Below are 25,729 nucleotides of genomic sequence, written 5' to 3'. Positions count from 1 at the left end.
GCCCGCATTCCTGTCCCTGCTACGGATCCTGACTCTCGGCGGACGAGGACAGTTCGAGGTCGGCCCCGTCTGCTTCTGCGAGGACGACCACGACGCCGACACCCGGAGGCGGGCCCAACGGTCGGCTCAGTCTCTCCCAGGCCCGACGCAACTACGCACACGCCGTTGCGTGCGAAGAACGTTACCTGCGACACCTACGAGAACCGATCCCGGACGAGCACCCAGTCATGTAGACGGTTCATTCCGCAGCACCCCGTCGGACTTGGGGAAGGCCACCACTTGCGCCGGCTCGTCGAGCGGCATGGCGATCCGGGTCGAGAACAGGTGCCGGAATTGTCCTGCAACAGGCACGCAACGTCCCATGTCGACGATGGCGCCGGCGAGTACAGGACCACCGGCCGGTGCCATCGCGGGGGTCTTCAGACGAAGCCGAGGACCGCGCTACAGCGCGCCCTCGACCGGTACCGGTATCGACGGCAGCCATCGGGCGCGTTGTTGTTCGACTGCGGTGTCGATGGCCTGCAGGATGCTCGTGATGACGAGGTCGTAGATCTGGTCGGCGTTCAACCCGCGCTCGGCCGCGGCCTTCGCCAGGGACGGGTACTCCTCGGTGGCGCTCTCGGCCGGGCCGCTGCTCTGGGTTTCGTGTAGGGCGCTGCTGATGGCGAACGCCGCGAGGGCGCCGAGCAGGGGCATCACCACCGCGCTCGGGACGCCATCGCTCAGGAGGCGGGCGGCGGACGCGTCCAGCAGCCGTGCGCCCTGGCCGTGTGACCGGGCCGCGACGACCACCGGCAGCAGGGCGGGGTGGGCGAGCAGAGCGTGACGCAGGGCACGCGCGTTCTCCGGCAGCCACTGACGCCAGGACGCGCCGGGCTCGCCAACGCCGCGGACCTCCGCCAGCGCCAGGTCCACCACGCCGATGACGATGTCCTCCTTGCTGCTGAAGTGGTGGTAGAGCGAGGCACCATTGACACCCAGCGCGGTCGCGAGGCGCCGGATACTCAGCGCGTCGAGTCCGTCGCTGTCGATGATCTCGAGAGCGACCTCCAGCGCTTTGCGCCGCGAGATCAACGGAACCTTGGGCCTGACCACGTCGTTACTATAAACAACAACTTGCCAGCGTCCGGGCGGGCCGAAATTTACGTTGGCGTCAATTACGTTCGATCCGGTTCGCCGCGTAGCGGCTGTTCAGGGGGTCGGACCGGTGGTCGGGGGCCTCACCAGAGGGCGCCGGCGATCAACCTTGAAAATTGGTCTACTACCACTTCCAACTGATCATGGGTGCCCACGAAACCGGCGTACAAAGCCATTCCCCACAAAATGGCGATGAGCATTTCCGTCACTGCCGGAATATCGAGATCCTCGCGAACCTCGCCCGACTCGACGGCGGACCGCAGTGCCAGGCGCACGAACTCGCGAACCTGCTCGATCTGCTCCAGCGTGCTGCCGCGTAGACCCTCGTGCCGGTACCCGTCCAGCACCGAAGCGGCCATGAACCTTGCGAACGACCGGTCCCCCGAGTCGATCTGGACGGCCGCGTCGAGGAACGCCGACAGCTGCCCCGGGAGGGTCTCCTGCGCGACCGCCTGCCCGACGCTGGCGCCGACGACACTCTCCTTTACGGAATCAAAGAGCGCTCGATACAACGCCGTCTTGTCCCGGAAGTAGTGGTTGACCGCGGGCCTCGTCAGACCCGCCCGGGTCGCGATCTCCTGGAAAGTGGTGCGCTCGTAGCCAAGCTCGCTGAACACCTGACGGGCCACCCGGAGGATCTCCTCGCGCGTGTCCGCGCCCTCGGACCTGGGCGGCCTGCCTCTTCGACGCTTGTCCGCCACGCTCCCCGCCGCCTTCCACGTCACCAGGGCCCCAGCCTAACAAGATGACCCCGCTGACCTGGATCGATGCCTCTGAGTTAGCGGATCCGTAACCATGCGTTGCTGGATTTGCGTGTCCACGCCGACGGGCTTCGAAACCGTCTCACTTTTTCTTCGGGCACAACCTCTTTCCGCCCCTTACGTGTCCATCGCGGACCGGACTACGATCCGTCGGTCCCTTTGAAACCAAACGATGATTGGTGTCGCACATGCTCTCTCCCACACCAGGATCCGACCCGCTCGACAACGCGGCGTGCGATCCCGGCGTGACGTGGACCACCGGCAACGTCGCCGAAGCGTTCCCCGGAGTCTCCACGGCGCTCGGCTTCACCTTCATCCACCGGCCGATGGAGCTGGCGTTCCGCAAGATGTTCCGTGGCATGGGGGTGTTCGGGAAGGCCTCGCTCGCGGTGCCCGAGCGCATCGAGGACCAGTTCTGGACCGCCTTCGCCGGGCGTGCGGCGGCCAACATCAACCAGTTCCGCACGGTCGCCGGGTTCCTCCCGGGCACCTCGGCGACCGCCATCGAGCAGCAGCTGTTCGGTTACGTGCGGGAAGGCACCGTCGACGACAACTCGATGCGCCGGTACCCGATCATCGCGGTGAAGGCGCCGCGCGTCGTCTTCACCCTGCCCAAGAAGCACGACCGCATGTTCGCCGAGCTCCGCGAGTGGCGCCTCTCGACCCTGCCGGAGATCGCCGAGCGGCCCGCCGCCGACAGCCTGGCGATCCTGCAGGACGCCCGGGAGCGCTTCGAGCGGATCATGATCCTCCACCTGCTGGTGGCGTTCGTCAGCTCGGGAATCACCGACCGGCTCGCCCCCATGGTCGCCGCCGCGAAGGTGCCCGGCCTGGAGTCCCGGCTGTTGTCGGGCGTGGGCTCGGACGAGAACGAGGTCGCCAACGACCTCTGGCTCCTCGCGCACGAGCGGCTCGACCTGGCGACCTTCCTGGACCGGCACGGCTACCACGGCCCGCACGAGGGCCAGCTGCACAGCACCTCGTGGCGGGAGGACCCGGCGCCGATCCTCGCCCGTCTCGACGACTACCGCGCGGTGTCCGAGGACGACCCGAGGGCGCCCCGCAACCGCAGTGCCGAGCAGACCCGGATCCGGCACGAGGCGGCCGAGGAGCTCAAGAAGGCCGTTTCCCCGCTCCAGCGTCGGTCCATCAAGCTGCTGACCAACCTCGCGGCCCGCTTCCTCGCGCTGCGCGAACAGGGCAAGGCCGGGTACCTCCTCACGTTCGACGTCGCCCGCGCCGCCGCCCGGCGAGCCGGGGCGGACCTGGTGGCGCGAGGCCTCCTGGACGACGCCGCCGACGTCTTCCACCTCACCTTCGACGAGCTGGTGTCCGGCGACGCGGTCGACCGTCGCGAGCTGGTGCGGCAGCGTCGTGCCCAGTACGAGGACCGGTTGCGCTACCGGCTCCCCGTGGCGTGGGCCGGGTTGCCCGAACTGATCGAGATCGGCGGTGACGCCGCGACGGACGCACCCGAGGGCACCACCGTCACCGGCATCGCGGCCAGCGGGGGCGTCGTCGAGGGGCGCGCGCGGGTGGTCCGGGACCCGGCGGCGACCGAGCTGGACGACGGCGACATCCTCGTCTGCGAGACGACCGACCCCAGCTGGGTGTCGCTCTTCCTGGTCGCCGGGGCCGTGGTCACCGACTTCGGCGGACTGCTCAGCCACGGCCCGATCGTCGCCAGGGAGCTTGGCCTGCCGTGTGTGTGCGGGACGGAGGACGGCAGCCGCCGCATCCGGGACGGCCAGCGGATCCGCGTCGACGGCGACCGCGGCGTGGTCGAGGTCCTCTCCCCCGTCCAACGGACGGAGCCGGCCACCCGATGACCACCGACTGCATCGGTCTTCGCTGACAAGGCGCCGGTTCGCCCACGTACCAGCTCTCGGTACCTGGGCGGACCGGCGCCGCCGGCGGGAAGTCGAGTCAGCCGCCGGATTCCCGGCGAGGGACGGGCGGGAGGGTCACCACCTGCTGGCGGTCGCTCCGGCTGTCGCGACGGTCATCAGGTGCTCCAGCAGTCGCACGAGGACACGCTTGCTCGAGTCGCGGTCGCGCACGTCGCACAGCTGCACCGGCACGTGGGCCTCGAGGTCGAGTGCCAGGCGCACCTCTTCCTCGTCGTAGACCTCCGCGCCGTCGAAGCAGTTCACCGCCACGATGAACGGGATCTCGCGCGACTCGAAGAAGTCGATCGACCCGAAGGAGTCGTCGAGGCGCCGCGTGTCGGCCAGCACGACCGCGCCGAGCGCACCGACCGACAGTTCCCTCCACATGAACCAGAAGCGGTCCTGGCCCGGTGTGCCGAACAGGTAGAGCACCACGTCCTGGTTGATCGTGATCCGGCCGAAGTCCAGCGCCACCGTGGTCGTGGTCTTGCGTTCGACGCCGGTCAGGTCGTCGACCCCCGCCCCGATCGCGGACAGCCGCTCCTCGGTGCGCAGGGGTTTGATCTCGCTCACCGCGGTGACCAGGGTCGTCTTGCCGACCCCGAATCCGCCCGCGACGAGGAGCTTGACCGCCCGCACTCCGGTGAGGCCAGGAGAGCCGGCGGTCGGGTCAGAGGTTTCGAACGCCATCGAGCACCGCCTGCAGAAGTTTGATGTCGGGCCTGCCCGAGGTGGGCGGAGGCGGCGACCGGTAAATGAGATGACCGGAATTGATCAGATCGCTGACGAGCACCTTCACCGCTGCCAGCAACAGGCCCAGCTTGGCCGAGATCTCGGCGACGGAGAGCGGCCGGCCCTGACACATCCGCAGGATGTCGCCGTACTCCCGGTCCAGCCCGGCGACGTCCGCCTCGGGACGCACGGCCACGACCAACGTGATGATGTCGAGCTGATGCAGGTCCTTCCCGGCCCGCCCGCGGGTCACCGCGAACGGGCGGATGAGGGGCCCTGGATCGAACTCGAAGGACCTGTCGTCCCTGCCGTGCTTCATGGTGCGTGTGGAACGGGCATCTCCGTGAACATCCCGCGGGGCGTCGCCACCATGCTGTCCCCGACCTGCTGCACGATCACGTTCAGCTCGTAGGCGATCATGCCGAGGTCGGCGCTGGCCGAAGCCAGCAGCGCGAGGCACGCGCCCTCCCCCGCCTCGGTCACCACGAGGTAGCCGTACTCGAGCTCGACGACCGTCTGCTGGACCAACCCCTTGTCGAACTGCGTGCCCACGCCGCGTGCGAGGCTCCGGAACGCCGACGCCATCGCCGCGAGGTGTTCGCCGCCCTCCCGGTCGAGGTTCGCGGACCGGCCGAGCAGCAACCCGTCAGCGGACAGCGCGGCGGCTCTCTCGGCCCCGGGCAGACGCTTCACCAGATCGTCGAGCAACCAGTTCAGGCCGCTCGCGTTGCTCCTGACCAGATCTTCGTTCATCGCCTGACCATTCGTGTTCATCGGTTGTGCTCGGACGGCAGACCACGCCCCTGACGCGTCCCGCGCTGGAAGGACGCCATCGAGTTGTGGGCTTCCTCCGGAGTGCGGGTGCGCCGGGGCCGGCTGGTCTTCGGACCGGCTTCGGTGTCCAGTTGCAGCTGTGGCACGAGGTTCGCCTGACGCTGCCGCCGCGGTAACGGTGGCCGTTCACGCGGAGCAGGAGTGGGCGGCCGTTCGCGGGGTGGCGGACTCGCCGGCCGCTCGGTCGCCGCGACCGGGGTCACCGGTTCGAACGCCCCGAAACTCGTCCGAGCTGTCGGCGAGACATCCTCGGGCTCCTCCATGGGCCAGTGCCGGGGAATGTTGTCGGCCGTGCGGGTCAGGCGCGGCACGGGGTCCTGCGTCGGTTGCGGCACGAAGTTCGGCGGTGCCTGGTGCCTGCCGGTGCGCGTCGCCGGGGACGACGACTCCTGCGGGGACTCGCGGCCCTCGGTCTCGGTCGCCGAGGACGGGATCAGGACGATCGCCTTGATGCCGCCGTAGGCCGACTCCTGCAGGCTCACCGAGATCCCGTGCCGTTTCGCCAGCTGGCCGGTCACGAACAGACCGAGGTGTCGCTGTCCCGCCAACGCCATGGACTGGAAGTCCGGTGGGTTGCGCAGTGTCTCGTTGAGATATTCCCGTTCCCCGAAACCGATGCCCAGACCCTGGTCCTCGACCTCCACGACGACGCCCTTGCCGACCAGGTTGCCGCGCACCGTCACCGGGGCGTCCGGCGGCGAGAACGACGTCGCGTTGTCCACGAGCTCGGCCAGGAGGTGGATGAGGTCGGCGACCACGTTGCCGAGGACCTTCACGTCGGGCAGCCGGACCGCGCTGACCCGGACGAAGTCCTCGGTCTCGGAGATCGCGCTCCGCACGATCTCCTCGAGCGCCACCGGTGTGCGCCACTTCCGGCCCGGCTGCCCACCGCCGAGGATCAGGAGGTTCTCGGCGTTGCGCCGCGCGTGTGTGGCTAGGTGGTCGAGCTGGAACAGCAGTTCGAGGTGTTCGGGATCGGCCTGTTTGGACTCCGCCAGGTCGAGCACCTCCAACTGCCGGTGCACGACGATCTGGCTGCGGTGCGCGATGTCCAGGAAGACCTTGTTGATGCCGCCGCGGGTCTTCGCCTCGGCGGCGGCCGCCGCGACGGCGGTGCGTTGCGCGGTCTCGAACGCCTCGGCGACCTGTCCGATCTCGTCGGTGCCGTGGTCGACCCGGAGCAGCTCGGCGTCGACGTTGACCTCCTCGCCGTCGGCGATGCGTTGCACCATCGCGGGGAGCTGCTTGTCAGCCAGGTCAAGGGTGTTCGTGCGCAGCTTCCGCAGCCGGCGGACGAGCGCGTTGGCCATCCGGACGGCGATGAGGAACGCCACGATGGACAGCACGAGCACGACCGAGCCGGCGATGATCGACTGCATCAGCGACGTGTTCGCGGCGTCCTCGGCCAGGGACTCGGCGTAGCGGAAGTGGTCACCCCACAGCCCGAGCAGCTCGGTGGAGACCTCCTTCTCCGCCGAGAGCCAGTCGCCGAGCGGGATGTCCAACTCGCCACGCGAAGCGAGGCCGTCCTCGGCCGCGGTGGCGGTCTGCCATGCCGAGGAGGCGGTCAGGCGCTTGAAGTGGTCCTTCTCCGAAGGGGTCAGGCGGGTGGTCAGCGCCATGAGCTGGTTGCGGTACGCACCGGTCAGCTGAGCGATGACCAGTCGCTCGGGGTCGCCGAGTTCGCCCTGGGCGACGCCGTTCGCGGCCAGGCCGACCGCCCGGGAATGCTGGTCGGTCACCCAGAACAGGTCGACCGCGGTCGTCTCCTCGGCCGCGGTCGCCGCGTCGGGGGTGGTGCGCACCGTGCCCTCGAGCCCGGTGATGATCACGCCGGCGAGGCCGGAGTAGAAGGCGTCGACGTCGGCGGCGCGCGCCTGGTGCACGTCGACGCCCTGACGTAGCAACGCCAACTGTTTGGACAGCTCGGCGAACGCGGCATTGGACTGCGAGACCGCGTCCGGGTTCAGGTTCTGCACCACGCCGGCGAGATCGGTGATCTTGGCGAGCACCGCGTTCGTGGTGTCCCGCTGCGCCTGCAGTCCGCCCTGCGCCTCCGGGTCACCGCCCAGCGCACGCAGGGAGATCGTGCGTTCGTCCTGGACGACGGTCACGAACTCGACGAGCGGATCGATGGCCTGCCCGAGGTAACCGGAGAAGTCCCGGGCATCGAGACCCTCGGAGATCAGGTAGCCGGCGACCGACGCGCCGGTGACCAGCAGGGCGGTACTCGGGATGAGCACGATCGCGAGCACGCGGTTGCGGATGCTCCTCGTCGACTTCCGGCGCGAGAACAACCGTCGCCGCGGTCCCGCCTGGGTGTTCTCTGCGGTTGGTTCACGCAACTGTTTCGCCCTGTCCTCGCTGACGTCTAGGCATCGGCATAGCCCCGGTGCCGGTGACGGCAAATCAAACCACACGCCGATTGGTTACGGAACCCGGGCGGTGACCCACCGAATTCGCGTGGGCACGTTTTCACAGGTGGATCCCGGAGTTCGGGGCCCGTGGCGCAGCCGCGGGTCACCGTCGCGCGTGGATCGCGGCCAGCAGCACCGGCAGCGGATACTCCGTGACCACAACGCCCACGCTGTCACGCAACGCGTTCTCCACGGCCGCGTCGGACGAAACGTCCACTTCGGGCACGATTTGGGCGCCTGCCGGGACTTCGTCCGATCGCCATGCCGCCAGCGGCGAGATGTCGCGCGCCCACTGGGTGAGAAGGCGCAGGTCCTCGTCGTCGTGTTCGGACGGTGCCCGGAGCGGGATCGCCCCTTCGCGCACCTCGCCGGTGTCGCCGCACACGGTGACCATCCGACCATCGAATCCGATCATGGTGTCCTCACCACATCCGACCACACAGGGCACACCCAGCTCGCGACTGACCACGGCCGCGTGTGAGGTCGCGCCGCCGATCTCGGTGACAATGGCGGCGGCGGCAAGCATTCCGTGCAGATCGTGCGGGCTCGTCGTCCGGCGCACGAGCACCACCTCCTCGCCCTCGGCGGCACGGGCCTCGGCCTCGTCCGGGTCGGTCACGACCACTCCGGTGCCGACGCCGGGGCACGCCGGGGTGCCGGTGGCGAGCAGCGGAGCGGCCGCGCGTTCGCGGGGATCCAGGCCGGGCACCAACACGGCGCGCACCTGGTCCGCCGTCACGCGGGAAACGGCCTCCGCCGGTGAGATGAGCCCTTCCCGGCCGAGCGCGGCGGCGATCGCGATCGCACCTCGCGGAGAGCGTTTGGCCGAGCGTGTCTGCAGCAGCCAGAGGCGGCCGCTCTCCACGGTGAACTCGATGTCCTGCACGTCGCGGTTGCGTTGTTCGAGACTGCGCGCGTGGTCCATGAGCTGGGCATGGACCTCGGGCAGGAGCCCGGCGAGGGCGTCGAGCGACTCGGGTGCCCGGGTGCCGGACACGATGTCCTCGCCCTGTGCCCGGGTCAGCCATTCGCCGAAGGGTTCCGGGTCGCCCGTGGACGGGTTCCGGGTGAACAGGACGCCGGTCCCGGAACGCTCGTCCGCGTTGCCGAAGACCATGGCCTGCACGGTCACGGCGGTGCCGGCCTCGTCGTCGAGACCGTGCCGGCCGCGGTAGGCTGCGGCCCGCGGCGAGCGCCAGGACCGGAAGACCGCCGCGATCGCGAGACGCAGCTGGACCCACGGGTCGGCCGGGGTGTCGCTGACGCCGACGACCTCGGCGAAGAGCTGCTCGAAGCGCTGACGGGTGTCGCGTGCGTACGCCGTCCCCTGGGTGCGCGCCAGGCCGTCCGAGATCTCCTGGTTCAGGCCCAGGTTGAGGATGGTGTCCATCATGCCGGGCATGCTCGTCGGCGCGCCGCTGCGCACGGAGACGAGCAAGGGCGCGTCGGCCGAACCGAACAGCCTGCCGGTCCGCCGCTCCAGATAGCTCATCGCGGCACGGACCTGCGGCCACAGCGCGTCCAGGACACCGTCACCCGCCGCGAGGAACTCCCGGCAGACGGAAGTGGACAGCGCGAACGCGGGCGGTACCGGGAGCCCGGCCGAGATCATGCGCGCGATACCGGCCGCCTTGCCGCCGACGACCACCGGGTCCGGGTCGACGGAGCCGTCGAGGATCAGTAACCTCGTCGCTCCCATCGCTGCCGCGCTCATGCTTCTCCTGCTCTCCGGGTGTGGATGCCGTGCGGGACAAGGAAGTCCGGCAGCGTACCCGCCCTTGGGACGAGGAGGAACCACCGATGCCCGCCGACATCGCGGACCAGACGCTGCACATCCTCCGCATCAGAGGACGCGCCACCCCCGAGTCGCTCGCCGCGGCGCTCGACGCCCCACCGGAGCTGGTCAGGGCCACTCTGCTCGACCTCGAGTCGCGTGGTTTGGCCGAGGACAGCGGGAAACCACGGCTGGGTTGGAAGATCACCGCGAACGGTCGCCTGTTCGCCGACCGGCGGATGACGGACACCAGCCCGCGGGCGCTGACCCTGGTGGCCGACCACTACGAGACGTTTCGGAAGCTCAACGACGAGCTGAAGCAGCTGTGCGCCGACTGGCAGGCGCGCACCGAAGGCCAGCGCCCCGCGGACTTCGTCGACCGACTTTCCCCGATAGATCAGCAGGTCCAGCGGATCCTGGACGAGATCACCCCCGAGGCACCGCACTTCGCCGAGTACGGCGCGCGGTTCGCCCGGGCGCACAGCCAGTTCGCGTCCGGCTCGGACGCTCACCTGACAGGAGTTCTGGTCGACTCCTACCACAACGTCTGGTTCGAATGTCACGAGTGCTTCTTCATCACGCTGGGCCGGTCGCGACAGGCGGAGGAATCGGGCGCCTGACCGCCGGTCGCGGTACTACGCCAGCGCGGCAACGTCCTCGGCGAGCACCTCGAAGCCGGGGCAGGCGCGGGCCTGCCTGGACATCGCCGCGGCGCGGTGGCGGTAGGGGTCTCGCAGCGCCTCCGCGCAGCTCTCGGCGACCGACGCCGGGGTGACGGCCTCGGCGTCGAACTGGACGCCGAGGCCCAGTTTCGCGGTACGCGCCGCGTTGTGCGACTGGTCGGAGAACATCGGCAGGAGCACCATCGGCGTGCCGGTGCGGATCGCCTCGGCGAGGCTGCCGAAACCGCCGTGGGTGAGGAGGAGGTCCGCGGACTCCAGCAGCAGTGGCTGCGGGACGAACGACATGAGCCGCACGTTGCCGGGCCGCGACCCGGCCCACTCGCCGGGGTCACTGCCCAGTGCGACCACCGCGGTGCACGGCAGCTCGCCCAGCGCGGTGATCATCGTCTCCAGCACCTTCGGCGTCTCCGGCACGAAGGTGTGCGCGACGCTGCCGAGCCCCGCGACGACCAGTGGCCGGTCGCCGGGAAGGTCGAGCAGGGACTTCTCAAGCGGGCCCGCGGGGGAATCCGGCCGGTAGTAGCGGGCCGAGGAAACCCGCAGCTCGTCCGGGTACCAGGCGCCCGGCACCACCCCGGCGAGCAGGGAGTTCGCCGGGTGCCCCGGCTCGTCGACGGTGTCCAGCCCGAGCTCGGCCCGCTGACCGTTCAGCGCGTCCCGCACCATCGGCAGATTCAGTGCCGAGTAGGGGGAAGTGTCCAGGACCGCCTGCGGCAGCCCCAGTTTCTCGGCGGCGAGGTAGCCGCCGAACTCCTTGCACTCCCGTACCAGCACGTCGGGCCGCCAGGATTCGGCCACTGCCAGGACATCTCGCGCGAAGGTCCCGGCCAGCGAGCCCGCGAAGGCGATCGTGAGCGTGCTGGACGCCTGTCGCACGTCACCCTCCGGCACGGCCGCGGGATTGGCCACCAGCTCGGTCAGGGTCAGCACGTTCGGCAGCGGCAGGTGCTCGATCCCGGCGCGGGCGAGGTGGGGCGCCATGGCCGGCGCCGTGGCCACGGCCACCTGGTGCCCGGCGCGCCGCAGCGCCTTCGCCGCGGGTACCAGCACCGGCACGAGGTGTGAGTAGAACGGCTGGCACGTCATGAGCACGCGCATTCAGGATCTCCAAGCTCTCCGTGCGGAAGACCGTCGCTGTTCGGGCATCTTTTCGCCCCGCCCCGGTACGGCCAAGATCACATTCTTTGCTGGTGAGACCCGCGCTCGCAACCACGTCCACCCGCGAGTCCTTTGTGGACAGATGAACGAAGGGTTGACTGGAGGTTGATCCACTCTGCCGCTGCCGCTATGGTTCAAGTGATCGACTTCGCCGCCGACTGAACGGATGTACTGCCCTGTAAGGCATTTGTTCCACTTCAATCGAATTCGGGCATCCTTGCGGATGCTCGGCGACGAACAGGGGATCTCATCATGGTGGCTACCCGCTGGACTCCTGCGGTGCACTGGTTCGGGGAACAGGCGCCGGACTCGGATCTCGTGATCAGATGTCCTTTCCCCGCCCACCTGAACAAGCACTTCGACCAGCTCGTCGTCGATACCGAGCGATGGTTCCTCGAACAGGACATCTTTTCCGGCTATGAGGACGCCGACCGCCTTACCAGACAGTTCCTCAACTTCCAAGGCGCCGAAGAGCACGCGCGGATGTGGCCCGACGCCGACTATCCCGGACTCTGGCTGGCCGGCCGATTACTGACCCACATGTCCTGCCTGGACGACTTCCTCGACGAGATCTGGGGACCCGACCAGGACGAACACGCCGCCCATGTCGTCGGGCTCATCACCGACATCCTCACCGGCAAGGCCAATCCGGCCGAGGTGGCGGCCGAGCCGCTGGCGGTGCTCCTGGACTCGCTGTGGACCGAGACCCGGGCGGTCGCACCGGACCACTGGCTGGACCGAGCCGCGCGGATTCACCTGGCCTACCTGGAAACCAGCATGGCCGAGCGCACGCACCGGGCGGCGAGCTCGGTGCCGACGACGGCGCAGTACGTGACGTCCCGCCACTACAACGGCGGGATGTTCTACGCCGCCGCGCTGATCGAGCTGGCGAACGAGGCCTGGCTGCCGGAGGACGTGTCCAGCCGCCCGGAGATCTCCGACCTGGCGCTGCGCCTCAGCAACGCGAGCACCTGGGCCAACGACCTGTTCTCCTACGAGCGAGAAGCCGCCCACGGCGCCGGCGACAACCTGGCTGTGGTGCTGACGACGCACGAGGACCTGACCGAGCAGGAAGCGGTGACCAAGATCGTCGAGCTGGTCAACGCCGAACTGCTCACCCTGGACTTCCTGTGCGACGCGGCGGCCGCCCTGCCGGATCCGGCCCCCCGCTACGCGAAAGGCGTGCGTGCACTGGCATCCGGACTGATGTACTGGATGGCCACGACCGCCCGCTACGGCTCGACCCCGAACGCCTGACGCCGGTCCACCCGAGTTCCGCACTCGCCAAGGTCGAGAGTGTCGCCGGGCTGGATGTTGGGTAGTCCCAGCGGATGGCAGAGGATCATGAGCTGGACGAGGTCGCCAAGAAGATCAACGAGGCCAAGACCGCCGCCGAACAGGAGAAGCAGTCTCGCCCGTTCGGGTCGGACGACGACGTGACGCCGCCGGAGCCCGCGACGGACGATGAGGCTTCTCCCAGCTGAACCCGACGGCCGGGAGGTGCGCCTGAGCTTCGCGCCCAGGCGCACCTCCCGGCACGAGCCCTCACGGCTGTCCTGCCGGCGCGGCGGCCGCACGACGCTGCGTCAGACCGACGCCTGACGAGGGTCCGGGAGTCGGGTGATCAGAAGCCCGATCACCACGGACAGTGCCGTCATCACCAGAAGGACGAGCACCAGCGCGTCCCGCACGCCGAGGGCGGTCGGACCGGCCAGCGCCACGAACAGCGAGCCGAGGGTCGCGACACCCAGCGCCAGGGACGTCTGCTGCGTCGTGGTCAGCACCCCGCTGCCGGCGCCCGCGGACTCGGCCGGCACCCCGGACAGGATCACCCGGAAGAGCACCGGGCCGATCGCGCCCTGCCCAACCCCGTAGACGAACGCGCCAGGCGCGAGGCCCCACACGGTGACGTTCGGCCAGGACGCGAGCAGGGTCAGCACCAGCACGATCAGCCCCGCACCCTGGAGGAACGCGCCGGCCAGCAGCACACGACGGCCGTACCGGGCGACGAGCCTGCTGGTCTGCAGTGACATCAGCAGGAAGCCGAGGGCGCCGGGCGTCAGCGCGAGGCCGGCCGTGAGCGGGCTGAAGTGCAGGCCGGCCTGGAAGACCAGCGCGAAGACGAACATGAACCCGCCGAACCCGGCGAACACCGGGATCGCGGCCAGCATGCCGAACCGCATGCTCGCCGACCGCAGCAGCGTCGGCGGCAACAGCGGGACGCCGCCGGCCCGTTCCAGCCTGCGGGCCGCCGCCAGGTACCCGGCCGCGAGCACCGGCACGGCCGCGAGCAGCGCCCAGCACCACACCGGCCAGCCCAGCGCCCGGCCTTCGAGGAGTGGCACCAGCAGCGCGAGCAGTGTGCCGGACAGCAGCACGGTCCCCCATCGGTCGACACCGATCGGGTTCGCGGCCCGGCTCTCCGGCAGGGTGCGGTTGACGAGCAGGATCACGATGATGCCGATGGGCACGTTGACCAGGAAGATCGGCCGCCAGCCGGCGCCGAACAGGTCGGCGGCCACCAGCACGCCGCCGAGCACCTGCCCGGCCACCATCGCGACCCCGGCGACGGCGCCGATGTAGCCGATGGTCCTGGCGCGGTGCTCGCCGGTGGACGTGGCCTGGATGATCGAGAACACCTGCGGCACCAGCAACGCGGCGGCCGCGCCCTGGGCGACCCTGGCCAGGACCAGCACGGCCTCGTTCGGCGCGAGGCCGCAGATCATCGAGGTGACGGTGAAGGCGGCGAGTCCCCAGGTGAGCACGCGCCGCCGGCCGAACGCGTCGCCGAGGCGGCCGCCGAGGACCAGCAGCATGGCGAAGGCCACGCCGTAGCCGGCGAGGACCCACTCCAGCGCCGAGGTGGAGGTGTGCAGGTCGGACTGGATCGTGGGCAGTGCGACGTTGACGATGAACAGGTCGATGGGCGCCAGCGTGTAGCTGAGCAGCAGAGTCGCGAGACCCGCGGCGGTCAGCCCGGTCCGCGCCCGTGGGTTGAGCGTTGTCGTCACGAGTACCAGGAAACGCGTGAGCGTAACCTAGTACCAGTTTGTGTTTGTCCTGGTACCCGCACTACCTGGTAACCGTGTCCGGTGCGTGTCAGAGTGGAGGCATGGCGATGCCCGACCAGCTCGACGTCCGGCGCCGTGAGCTTGCCGGCTTCCTGCGCAGCAGGCGGGAGCGGATCACACCGGACCAGGTCGGCCTGCCGCCCGCCGGCCGGCGGCGGACGCCCGGGCTGCGCCGCGAGGAGGTCGCGCAGCTCGCCGGTGTCGGGGTGACCTGGTACACGTGGCTGGAGCAGGCCCGGGACATCAACGTGTCCGAGCAGGTGCTGGAGGCGATCGCGGGGACGCTGCGGCTTGACCCGTCCGAGCGGAAGCACCTCTTCACGCTCGCCGGCGCGCCGCCGCCGCCGCGGGAGAAGGAGTGCCGGGCGATCCCGCCGGGCGTGCACAAGATGCTCATCAAGCTCGATCCGCTGCCGTCGGTGGTGGCGAACGCGCGGACCGACATCCTGGCGTACAACAAGAGTTACGACACGCTCATGGGCGTGTCGAGCCTGCCCCCCGAGGAACGCAACGCCACGGTGCAGGTGTTCACCAACCCGGAATGGCAGTGGCGGATGCCGGACTGGGAGGAGCGCGCCGACCAGCTGGTCGGACAGCTGCGTGCGGCGATGGCGGAGCATGTCGCGGAGCCGGCGTGGAAATCGTTGATCAAGCGCCTGCGGCGGGAGTCGCCGGCATTCGACGAGCGCTGGCAGCGGCATGACGTCAGACCAATGCGGAACCTGACGAAACGTTTTCTCAACGAGACGGTCGGTGTGCTGAACTTCGAGTACACGTACCTGTGGTTGGGCCAGCGTTCCGAGCTTCGCATGACGACCTACACCCCGGCCGACGCCGAGACGGCGGCGAAGTTCGAGTCGCTGTTCTAGTGACGGAACCCACTTTTTCCTGCGGAACGCGGCCGACCCGTCCGCCGTTGTAATGGTTGGTCGCCGCGGAACTCAGGGACTTCCCGGCACGTGTCGATACCCCAGGACACTGCTGATGTGGCCCAGTTCGCCTTGCGCGCGACCGGAAACGCCGGCCGGAAGTACCCCCCAGCCTCCGGCCGGCGCCCTGACCCCCGCGAGTCCCGCGTTCAAACATGCCGAGTCCCGCGTCCGGACACACCGAACTGCGGTTTCGTGCACACGGACCTGCACAAAACCGCAGTTCAATGTGTGCGAACGCGGGACTCGCGGTGTGCAGACGCTGGACTCGCGGGTTAGTCGGGGTCGTAGGCCAGGTTGGGGCGGAGCCAGTGTTCGGCTTCCGCGGTTTCCTGGCCTCGGCGGGTGGCGTAGTCGACGACCTGGTCGCGGTTGATGCGGCCTACCGTGAAGTAGCGGGCGGACGGGTGCTGGAAGATCAGGCCGCTGACCGCCGCTGCCGGGGTCATGGCGTAGTTGTCCGTCAGGGCGATGCCCTGGGACTGTGCTTCCAGGAGGTCGAACAGCAGGGCCTTCTCGCTGTGGTCCGGGCTGGCCGGGTAGCCCAGCGCGGGGCGGATGCCGCGGAAGCGTTCCGCGTGCAGGTCCGCCAGGTCCGGGTCGGCGTCCGGCTCGAACCACTGGCGGCGGGCCTCCAGGTGGATGTACTCCGCGAACGCCTCCGCGAGCCGGTCGGCCAGTGCCTTGACCATGATCGCGCGGTAGTCGTCGTTCTTCGCCTCGTACGACGCGGCCAGGTCCTCCGCGCCCTGGATCGCCACCGCGAACCCGCCCAGGTAATCCCCTGACGGCGCCACGTAGTCCGCGAGGGACCGGTTCGGCCGGCCCTCGGGCTTCTGCGTCTGCTGGCGCAGCATGGGGAAGCGGTCGCCCGACGCCAGCACGATGTCGTCGCCGTCCGAGTGCGCCGGCCAGAAGCCGTACACGCCCCGCGCGGTCAGCGAGCCCGCCGCGATGATCTCCTCCAGCATCGTCGTCGCGTCGTCGAACAGCTCACGCGCGACCGGCTGGTCCAGGATCGCCGGATACTTGCCCTTCAGCTCCCAGGCCAGGAACAGGAACTGCCAGTCGATCATCTCGCGCAGCTCGGCGATGGTCGGCGTCACCACGCGGGTGCCGGTGAACGTCGGCGTCGGGGTGTCGTCGAACGCCACGACCTCGCGGTTCGCGCGTGCCTGCTCGAGGGTCAGCAACGGCTGGCGGCGCTTGTGCTCGTGCTGCTCGCGCAGCGTGTCCTGGTCCTCGCGGGTGCGCTTGGCCAGCGCCTCGGCCCGGTCCGGGTCCAGCAGGTCCGACACCACGCCGACGACCCGCGACGCGTCCAGCACGTGCGCCACGATGTTCGAGTACGCCGGCGCGATCCGGACGGCCGTGTGCTGCCGGGACGTCGTGGCGCCGCCGATCAGCAGCGGGAGCTTCAGGCCGCGGCGCTCCATCTCCGCCGCCACCGAGACCATCTCGTCCAGCGACGGCGTGATGAGACCGGAAAGGCCGACGACGTCAGCGCTTTCGGCCACCGCGGTGTCCAGGATGGTCGCGGCGGGCACCATCACGCCGAGGTCGATCACCTCGTAGTTGTTGCAGCCCAGGACGACCCCGACGATGTTCTTGCCGATGTCGTGCACGTCGCCCTTGACCGTGGCCATGACGACCTTGCCCTGGCCGCGGCCGGTGTCGATCTTGCCTTCGAGCCGCATCTGCTCCTTCTCGGCCTCCATGAACGGCTCGAGGTAGGCGACGGACCGCTTCATCACGCGGGCGCTCTTCACGACCTGCGGCAGGAACATCTTGCCGGACCCGAACAGGTCGCCGACGATCTTCATGCCGTCCATCAGCGGACCCTCGATGACCTGCAGGGGCCGCGGGAGCTTCTGCCGAGCCTCCTCCGTGTCGGCCTCGATGAAGTCCACGATGCCGTGCACCAGGGCGTGCGACAGTCGTTCCTCGACCGTCCCCTCGCGCCACGACAGGTCGACGACCCGCTTGGTGCCGCTGCCCTTCACGTTCTCCGCGAAGGAGACCAGCCGGTCGGTCGCGTCCTCGCGGCGGTCGAACAGCACGTCCTCGACCAGTTCGAGCAGGTCCTTCGGGATGTCCGCGTACACCGCCAGCTGGCCGGCGTTGACGATGCCCATGTCCAGACCCAGCCCCACCGCGTGGAACAGGAACGCGGAGTGGATCGCCTCACGCACGACGTTGTTGCCACGGAAGGAGAACGACAGGTTCGAGATGCCGCCGGAGATGTGCACGCCCGGACAGCGTTCCTTGATCCTGGGCAGCGCGTCGAGGAAGGCCTTGGCGTAACCGTTGTGCTCGGCCATGCCGGTGGCGACCGCGAGCACGTTCGGGTCGAAGATGATGTCGTCGGGTGCGAACCCGACCTTCTGCGTCAGCAGGTCGTAGGCACGGCCGCAGATCTCGACCTTGCGGTCGGCGGTGTCGGCCTGGCCCTGCTCGTCGAACGCCATGACCACGACACCGGCGCCGTAGCCCTGGATCTTGCGGGCGTACTCCAGGAAGGGCTCCTCGCCCTCCTTGAGGGAGATCGAGTTGACGACTCCCTTGCCCTGCAGGCACTTCAGGCCGGCCTCGATGACCGTCCACCGGGAACTGTCGACCATGACCGGGATCCGCGCCACCTCCGGCTCGGTCGCGATCAGGTTCAGGAACGTGGTCATCGCCTGCTCGCTCTCGAGCAGGTCGGCGTCCATGTTGACGTCCAGCAGGTTCGCGCCGCCACGCACCTGGTCCAGCGCGACGTCCACGGCGGCCTGGTGGTCGTCGCCTTCGATGAGCCGGCGGAACTTGGCGGAACCCGTGACGTTGGTGCGCTCGCCGATCATGACGAAACCGGTGTCCGGACCGATCTCGAACGGCTCGAGGCCGGCGAAGCGGGACCGGCGCTCGACCTCCGGCACCGTGCGGACGGGCCTGTCCTGCGCCGCCTCGGCGATCTTGGCGATGTGCGCGGGCGTGGTGCCGCAGCAGCCGCCGACGATGTTGACCATCCCGGCGCCGATGAAGTCGCCGAGCAGCTCGCTGGTCTGCTCCGGCGTCTCGTCGTAGCCGCCGAACGCGTTGGGCAGGCCGGCGTTCGGGTGGCAGGCGACGTAGGTGTCGGCGAGCCGGGCCAGCTCCGCGACGTGCGGGCGCATCTCGGCGGCGCCCAGCGAGCAGTTCACGCCGACGACCAGCGGGTGGGCGTGCGCGATCGAGCGCCAGAACGCCTCGACCGTCTGGCCGGACAGCGTGCGCCCGGACAGGTCGACGATCGTCACCGAGATCCACAGCGGCAGGTCCGGAGCGACCTCACGGGCCGCGGCGACGGCGGCCTTGCAGTTGAGCGTGTCGAAGATCGTCTCGATGAGCAGCACATCCACGCCGCCCTCGGCGAGCGCCGAGATCTGCTCCGCGTAGGCGGCCTTGACCTGGTCGAACGTGACGGCGCGGTACGCCGGGTCCTCGACCTTCGGCGACAGCGACAGCGTGACGTTCAGTGGGCCGATCGAGCCGGCGACGAACCTGCCGTCGAACTCGTCCGCGGCCTGGCGGGCCAGCCGCGCGCCGGCGAGGTTCATCTCGCGCACGTGCTCCTGGAGGCCGTAGTCGGCCTGACCGATGGAGGTCGCGGTGAACGTGTTGGTGGTCGTGATGTCCGCGCCCGCCGCGAGGTACTGACGGTGGACGTCCAGGATCACGTCCGGGCGGGTGATGTTGAGCAGGTCGGGGTCGCCCGTCACGTCGTGCGTGTGGTCGTCGCCGAACCGGTCACCCCGGTAGTCCTCGGGCGTCAGCGAGGCGGTCTGGAGCATGGTGCCCCACGCGCCGTCGAGCACGGCGATCCGTGAGTCGAGCAGTGCGCGAAGAGCGTCGACCTTGCTCATGCGGCCTCCCGTTTCGAGTGGGAGGCGCCCTTGCTTTCGCGGTTCAGCCGGGTCGAGCGTGGCGGACCCCAGTCCGTTGCAGCGCCTCTCGGCCCGACCCTGACTTTACCGAGCCGGCTTCGCCAGCGCGACGTCGGTCACGTGGTGGGAAGGCCGGCTCGTTCGGTGCGGGCGCCCGAGCCGACGCGCGACCAGGCGGTCAGCCCTGGCCAGCGCGCCACAGAGTTTGGTTGTTGTCTCCACCGGGTCCCGCCAACACGTACGTGGTGTCGCCGACCCGCACGACTGCCGTCACCACTCCCGTGGGGCCGGCCGCGTCGCGAACTTCACCACCGAGGGTAGCAACGTGCACGCTACTCCGATCGGAGTACACCAGGGTGTCACCGGTTGGTGGCACCGGCCGGTCATGGTCCCCGACGGGCACGTCCGGGACCCCGGAAACCCGTTGCCACGTGCTACCCGTCTGCCGCCACACCGCCAGCCGCCCGTCCACCCGGCCGGCCACGGCACACGTGTCCGCGCAGCTCACGGTGATGGCCATGGCCGCCCTACCCCCGTCCGGGAGCGTCGTGAGGGTGTACCTGCCGTCGCGCAGCGTCCACACCACCGGCCGCTGCCTGCCGCCCGTCAGCTGCCAGCCCGCGATCAGGACGTCAGCGCCGTGCGACGTCGCGGACATGGGAAACTTGAGGGAGTCGCCAGTGCTCTCCAGCGGGGTCCCAGCCGAGCTCTGGCGGTTCCACTCGGTGCCGTCGGTGGTCCACACCGCCCCGTCGGAGCCGCCGCTCGCGCCCTGCCAGACGCCGACAAGCAGCGGTCCACTCGTGGGGTACACGCCGTCCACGAGCGCGCCGGCGCCGTACCCGCCGAACGCGGAGAACCTCTGCGGCTGCTCGGACAGCGCCGTGCCCCGCATGCGCCAGACGCTCCACCGGACGTTCATGTGCGCGCCGCCGGACTTCCCGCCGACGGCGAGGATGTCGTGGCCGTTCGCGGCGAGGGAGACCCAGTCGGCGACCTGGCCGTACGGGGTGACCGGGGTGACCGGAATCTCAGTCGTGCGCCCGTTCTCGTAGCGCAGCAGGCCCGGCCCGCCGTCCTCGCGGACGCCGATGATCAGGGCGTCGCCGTCGGCCGTGACGCGGGTCGGCACGGCGCCGGACGGCAGATCGATCCTGGTGAACGGGGCGCTGGCGGGCGTTTCGGAGCCGCAGCCCGCGACCAGCAGGAGCACGGCGGTGATCGTGAGCAGGCGCACACCGGTAAGTGTGCCTCAGGTGGTTAGTTCATGGTCAGGTGCTTAGCCGGCCCGGTTTTCGGGAATACGTGTATCAGAATCCCCCAATGGCCTGGTTGAGGTGAGTGACGGTGGCGAAGGTGGAGAGGAGCCCGGCGCGCGGCTCGAAGGTCACGTTCCTGCTGCGTGACGAGCACGGCGAGCGGTTTCGCGTCGGTGAGGTCGTCGGCCCGCTGGAACCTGACCCGATCACGGGCGAACGATGGGTGGGCATCCGAATGGCTGACGGGCCGAGACGGCAGACCGTGACCATGATCCCGACCGCGACGGTCCTCAACGTCACACCACCGGAGCACGGGGTGGTCTGAGCGCGGCTCGTGCGGCGGTCCCGATGTCTCGAAAGCACAACTCGTCGGCGGCGAATGGGCTCGTAACCAACTGAATTCGCGCTGTCACTCTTAGTGTCAACCTGATGACCGCGCTCGCCGAGCTCTCCGCCGATCCACACTCGGCGTATACGCGGCTGCGCGCGGAGGATCCGGTCACCTGGCTGCCGGAGACCGGGCAGTGGCTCGTCACCCGTTGGCACGACGTGCTCCGCGTTCTTTCCGACCCGGCGTCCTTCGCCTACGAGCACGAAGAGCTGCACGAGGTGTTCCGCACCGCCTACGGGCCGGGCCTGACCGCCGCCGAGGTGGACACCATCACCCGGCCGATCGCCCGCAAGGCCGCCGACGACCTGTTCGCCCTTGGCACGGCCGATCTGACCGCCGAGTACTTCGAGCCGGTCGCGGCCGTCGCCGGGGCGACGGTGCTCGGCCTGGGCCTTGGCTGCGCGGACACGTTGCTGCACTGGGGAAACACGCTCGCACGCGATCCGGACGCGGACGCCGGCGACGATGCCGCGGTGATCATCGATCGGTTGCGGCGCCGGCCGGACGACTCGCTGGTGGCGCGGCTGGTGCACGCGGACGCGGATCCCGTTCCGCTGCTGAAGAACCTCGCCGTGAGCGTCCTGGAGCCCGGCTGGCTCGCCGCGTGGACGCTGGCGGCGCTGTGGACCGAGCCCGAGCAGTTCGCGGCAGTGCGGGAGCACCGGCACCTGCTGGGCGCCGCCGTGTACGAGGCACTGCGCTGGGCCGGGCCGGTCGGCGTGCTGACCCGGCGGACGACCCGCACGGTGTCGTTGGGCGGCAAGGAGATCCCCGCCGGCGGCGCGCTGGCGGTGTCGGTCGCGTCGGCCAACCGGGACGAGTCGGTGTTCCGGCTGCCGCACCGGTTCGACGTGCACCGCGAGATGCGGCCACATCTCGGGTTCGGCGGCGGGCCGCGGCACTGCCCCGCGTACCCGACGGTCATCGCGCTGGCACGCACTGCGCTCGACGAGCTGTTCGACCGGATGCCGGACCTGCGCCCGGCGCCCGGCGCCCGGCCGGCGCCGGAGGGCTGGCGGCTGCGCCTGCCCGGCCCGGTCGACGCCGTGTGGTTTTCTTGACCGTTCGTTCCAGATACGGATAGCCTCCCGCCCATGCGCTTTGTGGACCAGGTGGTGCTCGTGACCGGTGGCGGGTCGGGGATCGGCCGGGCGGCGGCGGAGGCGTTCGCGGCCGAGGGGGCGACCGTCGCGGTGGCCGGGCGGTCGGCGGAACCGTTGGCACAGACGGTGAAGCTCGTCGAGTCCGGCGGCGGGACGGCGAGTTTCGTTGTCGCGGACGTGACCCGTGAGGACGACGTGGCCGCGCTCGTCGAGACGGTGGTGCGCCGGCACGGCGGCCTGCACGTGGCGTTCAACAACGCGGGGGTGTTCGTGGGTGGCGGGGTGGCGGACCTGTCCCTGGCGGAGTGGTCGCGTGCCGTCGACGCCAACCTCACCGGCACGTGGCTGTCGATGAAGCACGAGATCGCGCACATGCGGTCCCATGGCGGCGGCACGATCGTGAACACGGCGTCGAACCTGGGCGCGCACGCCCGGCGCCCGGGCATCAGCGCCTACGTGGCGACGAAGGCGGCGGTGAGTGCGCTCACCCGCAACGCGGCGCTGGAGCACGTCTCGGACGGCATCCGCATCAACGCGGTCAGCCCCGGTCCGGTGGACACGCCCATGTCACTGCTGCCCGGTGAGACGCCGGCCGACCGGGCGAGCCGGCTGCGGTCCGCGCTGCCGATCGGCCGGGTCGGCACGCTGGCGGAGGTCACGTCGGCCGTGCTGTGGCTGGCGTCCGCGGAGTCCGGCTTCACGGTCGGTCACGACCTCGTGCTGGACGGCGGCGCGACGGCCTAGGAGCGCGGCCCTACTGTCGTGAGCGTGCGGATCGGGATTCTGGGGTCACTCGAGGTGACCGGCGCGAACGGTGCGCCGGTCACCGTCGGCGGCCCGCGGCCACGGGCGTTGCTGGTGCTGCTGGCGCTGAACGCGAACCGGGTGGTCGGGGTGGACGCGATCATCGCCGCGCAGTACGGGGACGAGCCGCCCACGGACCCGGCGGGGGCGGTGCAGGCACACGTGTCCCGCCTGCGCAGGTCGGTCGCGGTCGAGTACGACGGGGTCGGCTACCGGCTCGCGGTCGACCCCGACGACGTGGACGCGCTCCGGTTCGAGCGGCTCGCCGGGGAGGGCCGGCGGCTGCTCGCGGCGGGGGGCCACGACAAGGCGGCGGCGGTGCTGCGGGAGGCGGTCGGGTTGTGGCGGGGGCCCGCGCTCGCCGACCTGCCACACGGTTCCGCTCAGGCCGCGCGCCTGGCGGAGCTGCGGCTCGGCGCGCTGGAGGACCTCGTCGACGCCGAGCTGGCGCTACCGGAGGGGACGTCCGTGGCGGAGCTGCGGTCCCTCGTGGCGGCGAACCCGTTGCGGGAACGGCTGCGTGGCCAGCTGATGCGGGCACTGCACGCGACCGGGCGGCAGGCCGAGGCGCTCGCCGCGTACGAGGACACCCGCCGGCTGCTGGCCGACGAGCTGGGCGCCGACCCCTCCCCCGAGCTGTCCGCGACACACCTGGCGATCCTGCGTGCCGACCGGTCGCCGCGGCGGGTCGGGGTGCCGGCGCAGCTCACGAGCTTCGTGGGCCGGGCCGAGGAAATGGCGCGGCTGCGTGGACTCGCTTCGGCGCGGCTGGTGACCGTCCTCGGGCCCGGCGGTACCGGCAAGACGCGGCTCGCGTGCGAGTTCGCGCGGGACGCGTGTTTCGTCGACCTGTCGCCGGTCGAGGACGGCGATCTCGTGCCGCATGCCGTGCTCGGGGCGCTGGGGCTGCGGGAGTCCGGGTTCGTGCCGTCGGCCGGGGACCCGGTCCGGCGGCTGGTGTCGTCGCTCGACCGGCAGTCGTCGACGCTGGTGCTGGACAACTGCGAGCAGGTCGTGGATGCGGTCGCCGGGCTGGTGCGGACGCTGCTGGGCGCCTGCCCGGGGCTGTCGGTCATCGCGACGAGCCGGGAGCCGCTGGGGCTCACGGGCGAGACGCTGCTGCCGCTGGCGCCGCTCGGGGCGGACGCGGTGCGGTTGTTCGCCGACCGGGCGGCGGCGGTCCGGCCGGGCTTCGCGGTGACGGACGCCAACCGGGCGGACGTCGCCGCGATCTGCGCGGCGGTCGACCGGTTGCCGCTGGCGATCGAGCTGGCGGCGGCGCGGCTGCGGCAGTTCACGGTGGCGGAGCTTTCGTCGCGGCTGGCCTCGGACGGCCCGTTCCGGCTGCTGTCCCGCGGCGACCGGACGGCCGCCGCGCGGCACCGGACGCTGACGGCGGTGGTGGAGTGGAGCTGGGACCTGCTCACGCCGGCCGAACGGGCCGTCGCGGCGCGGTTCTCGGTGTTCGCCGGCGGTGCTTCGCTGGCGGCGGTCGAGGCCGTGTGCGAGACGACCGACGACGTGCTGGCGGACCTGGTGGATCGGTCTCTCGTCGAGACGGACGGCCGGCGGTACCGGATGCTGGAGACGATCCGGCTGTTCTGTGCGGCCCGTGCGCCCGAGGACGCGCGGGCCGCGCATGCCCGGTACTACCTGGCACTGGCGGAGCGGGCCGACCCGCACCTGCGGCGGGCCGAGCAGCTGGACTGGCTCGCGACGCTGTCGGCGGACCACGACAACCTGATGGCGGCGCTGCGGTGGTCGGTGCTGGGCGATCCGGCGACCGGGTACCGGCTGGTGGCGGCCCTGACGGCGTACTGGTGGCTGTCCGGACGGCACAGCCAGGCGAGCGAGTCGGCGATGAGACTGCTGGCGGTGCCGGGCTTCGCCGACGGTGAGGAGTACGTGGCGTGTGTGGTACACGCCGTGCCGCGGCAGCTGTCGCACTGGACGAGGGCCCGCGAGATCCTGCGTGGCCTCGACGGGCCGCCGCGGTTCCCGTTCGTGCCGACGGTGTGGGGCATGACCGCCGGGCCGTGGGCGGGCGCGCCGTGGGACCCGGTGGACTCGATGGAGGCGCTGCCGGGCACCGACCCGTGGACGATGGCACTCAACCGGCTGAGCATGGGGATCATGCTGGTGCTGGACGGTCGGCCCGCGCCAGGGGAGGCCGAGCTGCTGGACGTGCTGGCGACGTTCCGGGCGCTGGGCGAGCGGTGGGGAATGGCGCAGGCGCTGGACTGGCTGGCGGAGGTGGCCGGTTGGCGGGGTGAGTGGGAGCGGGCGCTGTCGCTGTGGGCGGAGTCGCTGGGGTACTACGAGCGGTTCGGTGCGCTGGAGGAGTGCGTGGACGTGCTGTGCCGGCGGGCGGACAGCCTGATGCGGCAGGGGGATTCGCCGGGGGCCCACGCGGACCTCCTGCGTGCCGGTGAGCTGTCGCGGCGGGCCGGGCAGGAGGCGCCCGCGGTGCTGCTGGGGCTGGCGCGGTCACCCGAGGACCTGGCCGAGGCGCTGGCCGCGGCCCGCGACGACTTCGGCGGCACCCCCGTGCGGGCGCGGATCCTGACCGCGCTGGGCCGGCACGAGGAGGCGATGACGGCGGCCCGCACGTCCCCGTTCGTGGCGACGCTGGCGGCGGCGGTGGAGGGGCTGGCGAGTACCGCGCATGCCGAGCGCGCGGCGTTCCTGCTGGGGTCGGCGGTGGCGTTGCGCGGAACCGCCGTCGCGGGCGATCCCCTGGTCACGGCGACGGCGGCACGGGCGACGGCCGAGCTGGGCACGGAGGCCTTCGCGGCCGCGTACGCCCATGGCGCCCGCCAGACCCGCGACGAGGCGCTGGCCGAACTGCCCTGACAGTGCCCGCCGGCGGCTGTCAGCCGGGT

General features: G+C 70.5%; 20 protein-coding genes and 1 pseudogene. 10 read left to right on the top strand and 11 right to left on the bottom strand.

All coding sequences use genetic code 11. The annotated features are described in order from the left end of the window. Positions 1–104 precede the first annotated feature (104 nt). Positions 105–233: pseudogene (locus VET29_RS44090) on the top strand (CPCC family cysteine-rich protein); the annotation flags it as partial. A gap of 208 nt (positions 234–441) precedes the next feature. Here the strand turns inward: VET29_RS44090 and VET29_RS20360 are convergent. Both VET29_RS20360 and VET29_RS20355 read right to left on the bottom strand, forming a co-directional pair. Further along, positions 442–1,095 carry a TetR/AcrR family transcriptional regulator gene (locus VET29_RS20360; protein ID WP_324922758.1) on the bottom strand — a complete coding sequence of 218 codons (654 nt, stop codon included), beginning with the start codon at positions 1,093–1,095 and terminating at the stop codon, positions 442–444. A 125-nt stretch (positions 1,096–1,220) separates the two neighbouring features. After that, positions 1,221–1,766: a TetR/AcrR family transcriptional regulator gene (locus VET29_RS20355; protein WP_324922756.1), complete on the bottom strand. Its 546-nt coding sequence runs from the start codon at positions 1,764–1,766 to the stop codon at positions 1,221–1,223. A 320-nt stretch (positions 1,767–2,086) separates the two neighbouring features. Here VET29_RS20355 and VET29_RS20350 point away from each other — a divergent pair, with 320 nt between their 5' ends. Beyond that, positions 2,087–3,727, top strand: coding sequence for a PEP-utilizing enzyme (locus VET29_RS20350; RefSeq protein WP_324922754.1), 1,641 nt, complete (start codon positions 2,087–2,089; stop codon positions 3,725–3,727). A gap of 135 nt (positions 3,728–3,862) precedes the next feature. On the opposite strand, the gene VET29_RS20345 is transcribed toward VET29_RS20350, so the two are convergent. The 5 genes from VET29_RS20345 to VET29_RS20325 form a co-directional block, all read right to left on the bottom strand. Beyond that, on the bottom strand, positions 3,863–4,477 hold the full coding sequence (locus VET29_RS20345; RefSeq protein ID WP_324922752.1) for a GTP-binding protein: 615 nt from the start codon (positions 4,475–4,477) through the stop codon (positions 3,863–3,865). Next, complete coding sequence (locus tag VET29_RS20340) at positions 4,458–4,838, bottom strand: DUF742 domain-containing protein (protein ID WP_324922750.1); 381 nt, start codon at positions 4,836–4,838, stop codon at positions 4,458–4,460. Before VET29_RS20340 ends, VET29_RS20345 begins: the two co-directional genes overlap by 20 nt. Next, positions 4,835–5,272, bottom strand: a complete 438-nt coding sequence (locus VET29_RS20335; RefSeq protein WP_324922748.1) for a roadblock/LC7 domain-containing protein — start codon at positions 5,270–5,272, stop codon at positions 4,835–4,837. Before VET29_RS20335 ends, VET29_RS20340 begins: the two co-directional genes overlap by 4 nt. A gap of 17 nt (positions 5,273–5,289) precedes the next feature. Next, on the bottom strand, positions 5,290–7,698 hold the full coding sequence (locus VET29_RS20330) for a nitrate- and nitrite sensing domain-containing protein (protein WP_324922745.1): 2,409 nt from the start codon (positions 7,696–7,698) through the stop codon (positions 5,290–5,292). Positions 7,699–7,873: 175 nt separating this feature from the next. Further along, positions 7,874–9,484: a pyruvate, phosphate dikinase gene (locus tag VET29_RS20325; RefSeq protein WP_324922740.1), complete on the bottom strand. Its 1,611-nt coding sequence runs from the start codon at positions 9,482–9,484 to the stop codon at positions 7,874–7,876. A gap of 86 nt (positions 9,485–9,570) precedes the next feature. Between VET29_RS20325 and VET29_RS20320 the strand changes: the two genes are divergently transcribed. Next, positions 9,571–10,164 carry a hypothetical protein gene (locus tag VET29_RS20320; protein WP_324922736.1) on the top strand — a complete coding sequence of 198 codons (594 nt, stop codon included), beginning with the start codon at positions 9,571–9,573 and terminating at the stop codon, positions 10,162–10,164. 15 nt (positions 10,165–10,179) lie between these two features. On the opposite strand, the gene VET29_RS20315 is transcribed toward VET29_RS20320, so the two are convergent. Further along, positions 10,180–11,325: a glycosyltransferase gene (locus VET29_RS20315; RefSeq protein ID WP_324922733.1), complete on the bottom strand. Its 1,146-nt coding sequence runs from the start codon at positions 11,323–11,325 to the stop codon at positions 10,180–10,182. A 312-nt stretch (positions 11,326–11,637) separates the two neighbouring features. Here VET29_RS20315 and VET29_RS20310 point away from each other — a divergent pair, with 312 nt between their 5' ends. Then, positions 11,638–12,642 carry a terpene synthase family protein gene (locus tag VET29_RS20310; protein ID WP_324922729.1) on the top strand — a complete coding sequence of 335 codons (1,005 nt, stop codon included), beginning with the start codon at positions 11,638–11,640 and terminating at the stop codon, positions 12,640–12,642. 74 nt (positions 12,643–12,716) lie between these two features. Beyond that, positions 12,717–12,869, top strand: a complete 153-nt coding sequence (locus tag VET29_RS20305; RefSeq protein ID WP_324922725.1) for a hypothetical protein — start codon at positions 12,717–12,719, stop codon at positions 12,867–12,869. 102 nt (positions 12,870–12,971) lie between these two features. On the opposite strand, the gene VET29_RS20300 is transcribed toward VET29_RS20305, so the two are convergent. After that, a complete protein-coding gene (locus VET29_RS20300; protein ID WP_324922722.1) occupies positions 12,972–14,396 on the bottom strand; it encodes an MFS transporter in 1,425 nt (474 codons plus the stop codon). Positions 14,397–14,497: 101 nt separating this feature from the next. On the opposite strand from VET29_RS20300, the gene VET29_RS20295 reads away from it, so the two are divergent. Further along, a complete protein-coding gene (locus VET29_RS20295; protein WP_324922720.1) occupies positions 14,498–15,325 on the top strand; it encodes a helix-turn-helix transcriptional regulator in 828 nt (275 codons plus the stop codon). Positions 15,326–15,660: 335 nt separating this feature from the next. Here the strand turns inward: VET29_RS20295 and metH are convergent, their stop codons facing one another. Then, entirely contained in the window at positions 15,661–19,269 is a 3,609-nt protein-coding gene (gene metH, locus VET29_RS20290; protein ID WP_324922718.1) for a methionine synthase, read from the bottom strand. Positions 19,270–19,468: 199 nt separating this feature from the next. Beyond that, a complete protein-coding gene (locus tag VET29_RS20285; RefSeq protein ID WP_324922715.1) occupies positions 19,469–20,527 on the bottom strand; it encodes a hypothetical protein in 1,059 nt (352 codons plus the stop codon). 110 nt (positions 20,528–20,637) lie between these two features. Here VET29_RS20285 and VET29_RS20280 point away from each other — a divergent pair, with 110 nt between their 5' ends. From VET29_RS20280 to VET29_RS20265, 4 genes are all read left to right on the top strand, one after another. Beyond that, the gene (locus VET29_RS20280) at positions 20,638–20,874 is read left to right on the top strand and encodes a hypothetical protein (protein ID WP_324922711.1); all 237 of its coding nucleotides are present in this window, start codon (positions 20,638–20,640) and stop codon (positions 20,872–20,874) included. A gap of 104 nt (positions 20,875–20,978) precedes the next feature. Further along, positions 20,979–22,001, top strand: coding sequence for a cytochrome P450 (locus VET29_RS20275; RefSeq protein ID WP_324922706.1), 1,023 nt, complete (start codon positions 20,979–20,981; stop codon positions 21,999–22,001). A gap of 33 nt (positions 22,002–22,034) precedes the next feature. Continuing rightward, positions 22,035–22,787 carry an SDR family NAD(P)-dependent oxidoreductase gene (locus tag VET29_RS20270; protein WP_324922704.1) on the top strand — a complete coding sequence of 251 codons (753 nt, stop codon included), beginning with the start codon at positions 22,035–22,037 and terminating at the stop codon, positions 22,785–22,787. Between the two features lie 24 nt (positions 22,788–22,811). Further along, positions 22,812–25,700: an ATP-binding protein gene (locus VET29_RS20265; RefSeq protein ID WP_324922702.1), complete on the top strand. Its 2,889-nt coding sequence runs from the start codon at positions 22,812–22,814 to the stop codon at positions 25,698–25,700. Positions 25,701–25,729 lie beyond the last annotated feature (29 nt).

The sequence above is a fragment of the Actinophytocola sp. genome, assembly GCF_035634895.1.
In the GTDB taxonomy this organism is placed as follows: Bacteria; Actinomycetota; Actinomycetes; order Mycobacteriales; family Pseudonocardiaceae; genus Actinophytocola.
This window is presented reverse-complemented; position numbering and strand designations above follow the sequence as displayed.

Coding starts and splice junctions, on each gene's coding strand:
- VET29_RS20305 (WP_324922725.1), top strand. CDS start 12,717: ATGGCAGAGGATCATGAGCTGGACGAGGTCGCCAAGAAGATCAACGAG.
- VET29_RS20320 (WP_324922736.1), top strand. CDS start 9,571: ATGCCCGCCGACATCGCGGACCAGACGCTGCACATCCTCCGCATCAGA.
- VET29_RS20310 (WP_324922729.1), top strand. CDS start 11,638: ATGGTGGCTACCCGCTGGACTCCTGCGGTGCACTGGTTCGGGGAACAG.
- VET29_RS20295 (WP_324922720.1), top strand. CDS start 14,498: ATGGCGATGCCCGACCAGCTCGACGTCCGGCGCCGTGAGCTTGCCGGC.
- VET29_RS20270 (WP_324922704.1), top strand. CDS start 22,035: ATGCGCTTTGTGGACCAGGTGGTGCTCGTGACCGGTGGCGGGTCGGGG.
- metH (WP_324922718.1), bottom strand. CDS start 19,269: ATGAGCAAGGTCGACGCTCTTCGCGCACTGCTCGACTCACGGATCGCC.
- VET29_RS20345 (WP_324922752.1), bottom strand. CDS start 4,477: ATGGCGTTCGAAACCTCTGACCCGACCGCCGGCTCTCCTGGCCTCACC.
- VET29_RS20350 (WP_324922754.1), top strand. CDS start 2,087: ATGCTCTCTCCCACACCAGGATCCGACCCGCTCGACAACGCGGCGTGC.
- VET29_RS20275 (WP_324922706.1), top strand. CDS start 20,979: ATGACCGCGCTCGCCGAGCTCTCCGCCGATCCACACTCGGCGTATACG.
- VET29_RS20340 (WP_324922750.1), bottom strand. CDS start 4,838: ATGAAGCACGGCAGGGACGACAGGTCCTTCGAGTTCGATCCAGGGCCC.
- VET29_RS20315 (WP_324922733.1), bottom strand. CDS start 11,325: ATGCGCGTGCTCATGACGTGCCAGCCGTTCTACTCACACCTCGTGCCG.
- VET29_RS20325 (WP_324922740.1), bottom strand. CDS start 9,484: ATGAGCGCGGCAGCGATGGGAGCGACGAGGTTACTGATCCTCGACGGC.
- VET29_RS20335 (WP_324922748.1), bottom strand. CDS start 5,272: ATGAACGAAGATCTGGTCAGGAGCAACGCGAGCGGCCTGAACTGGTTG.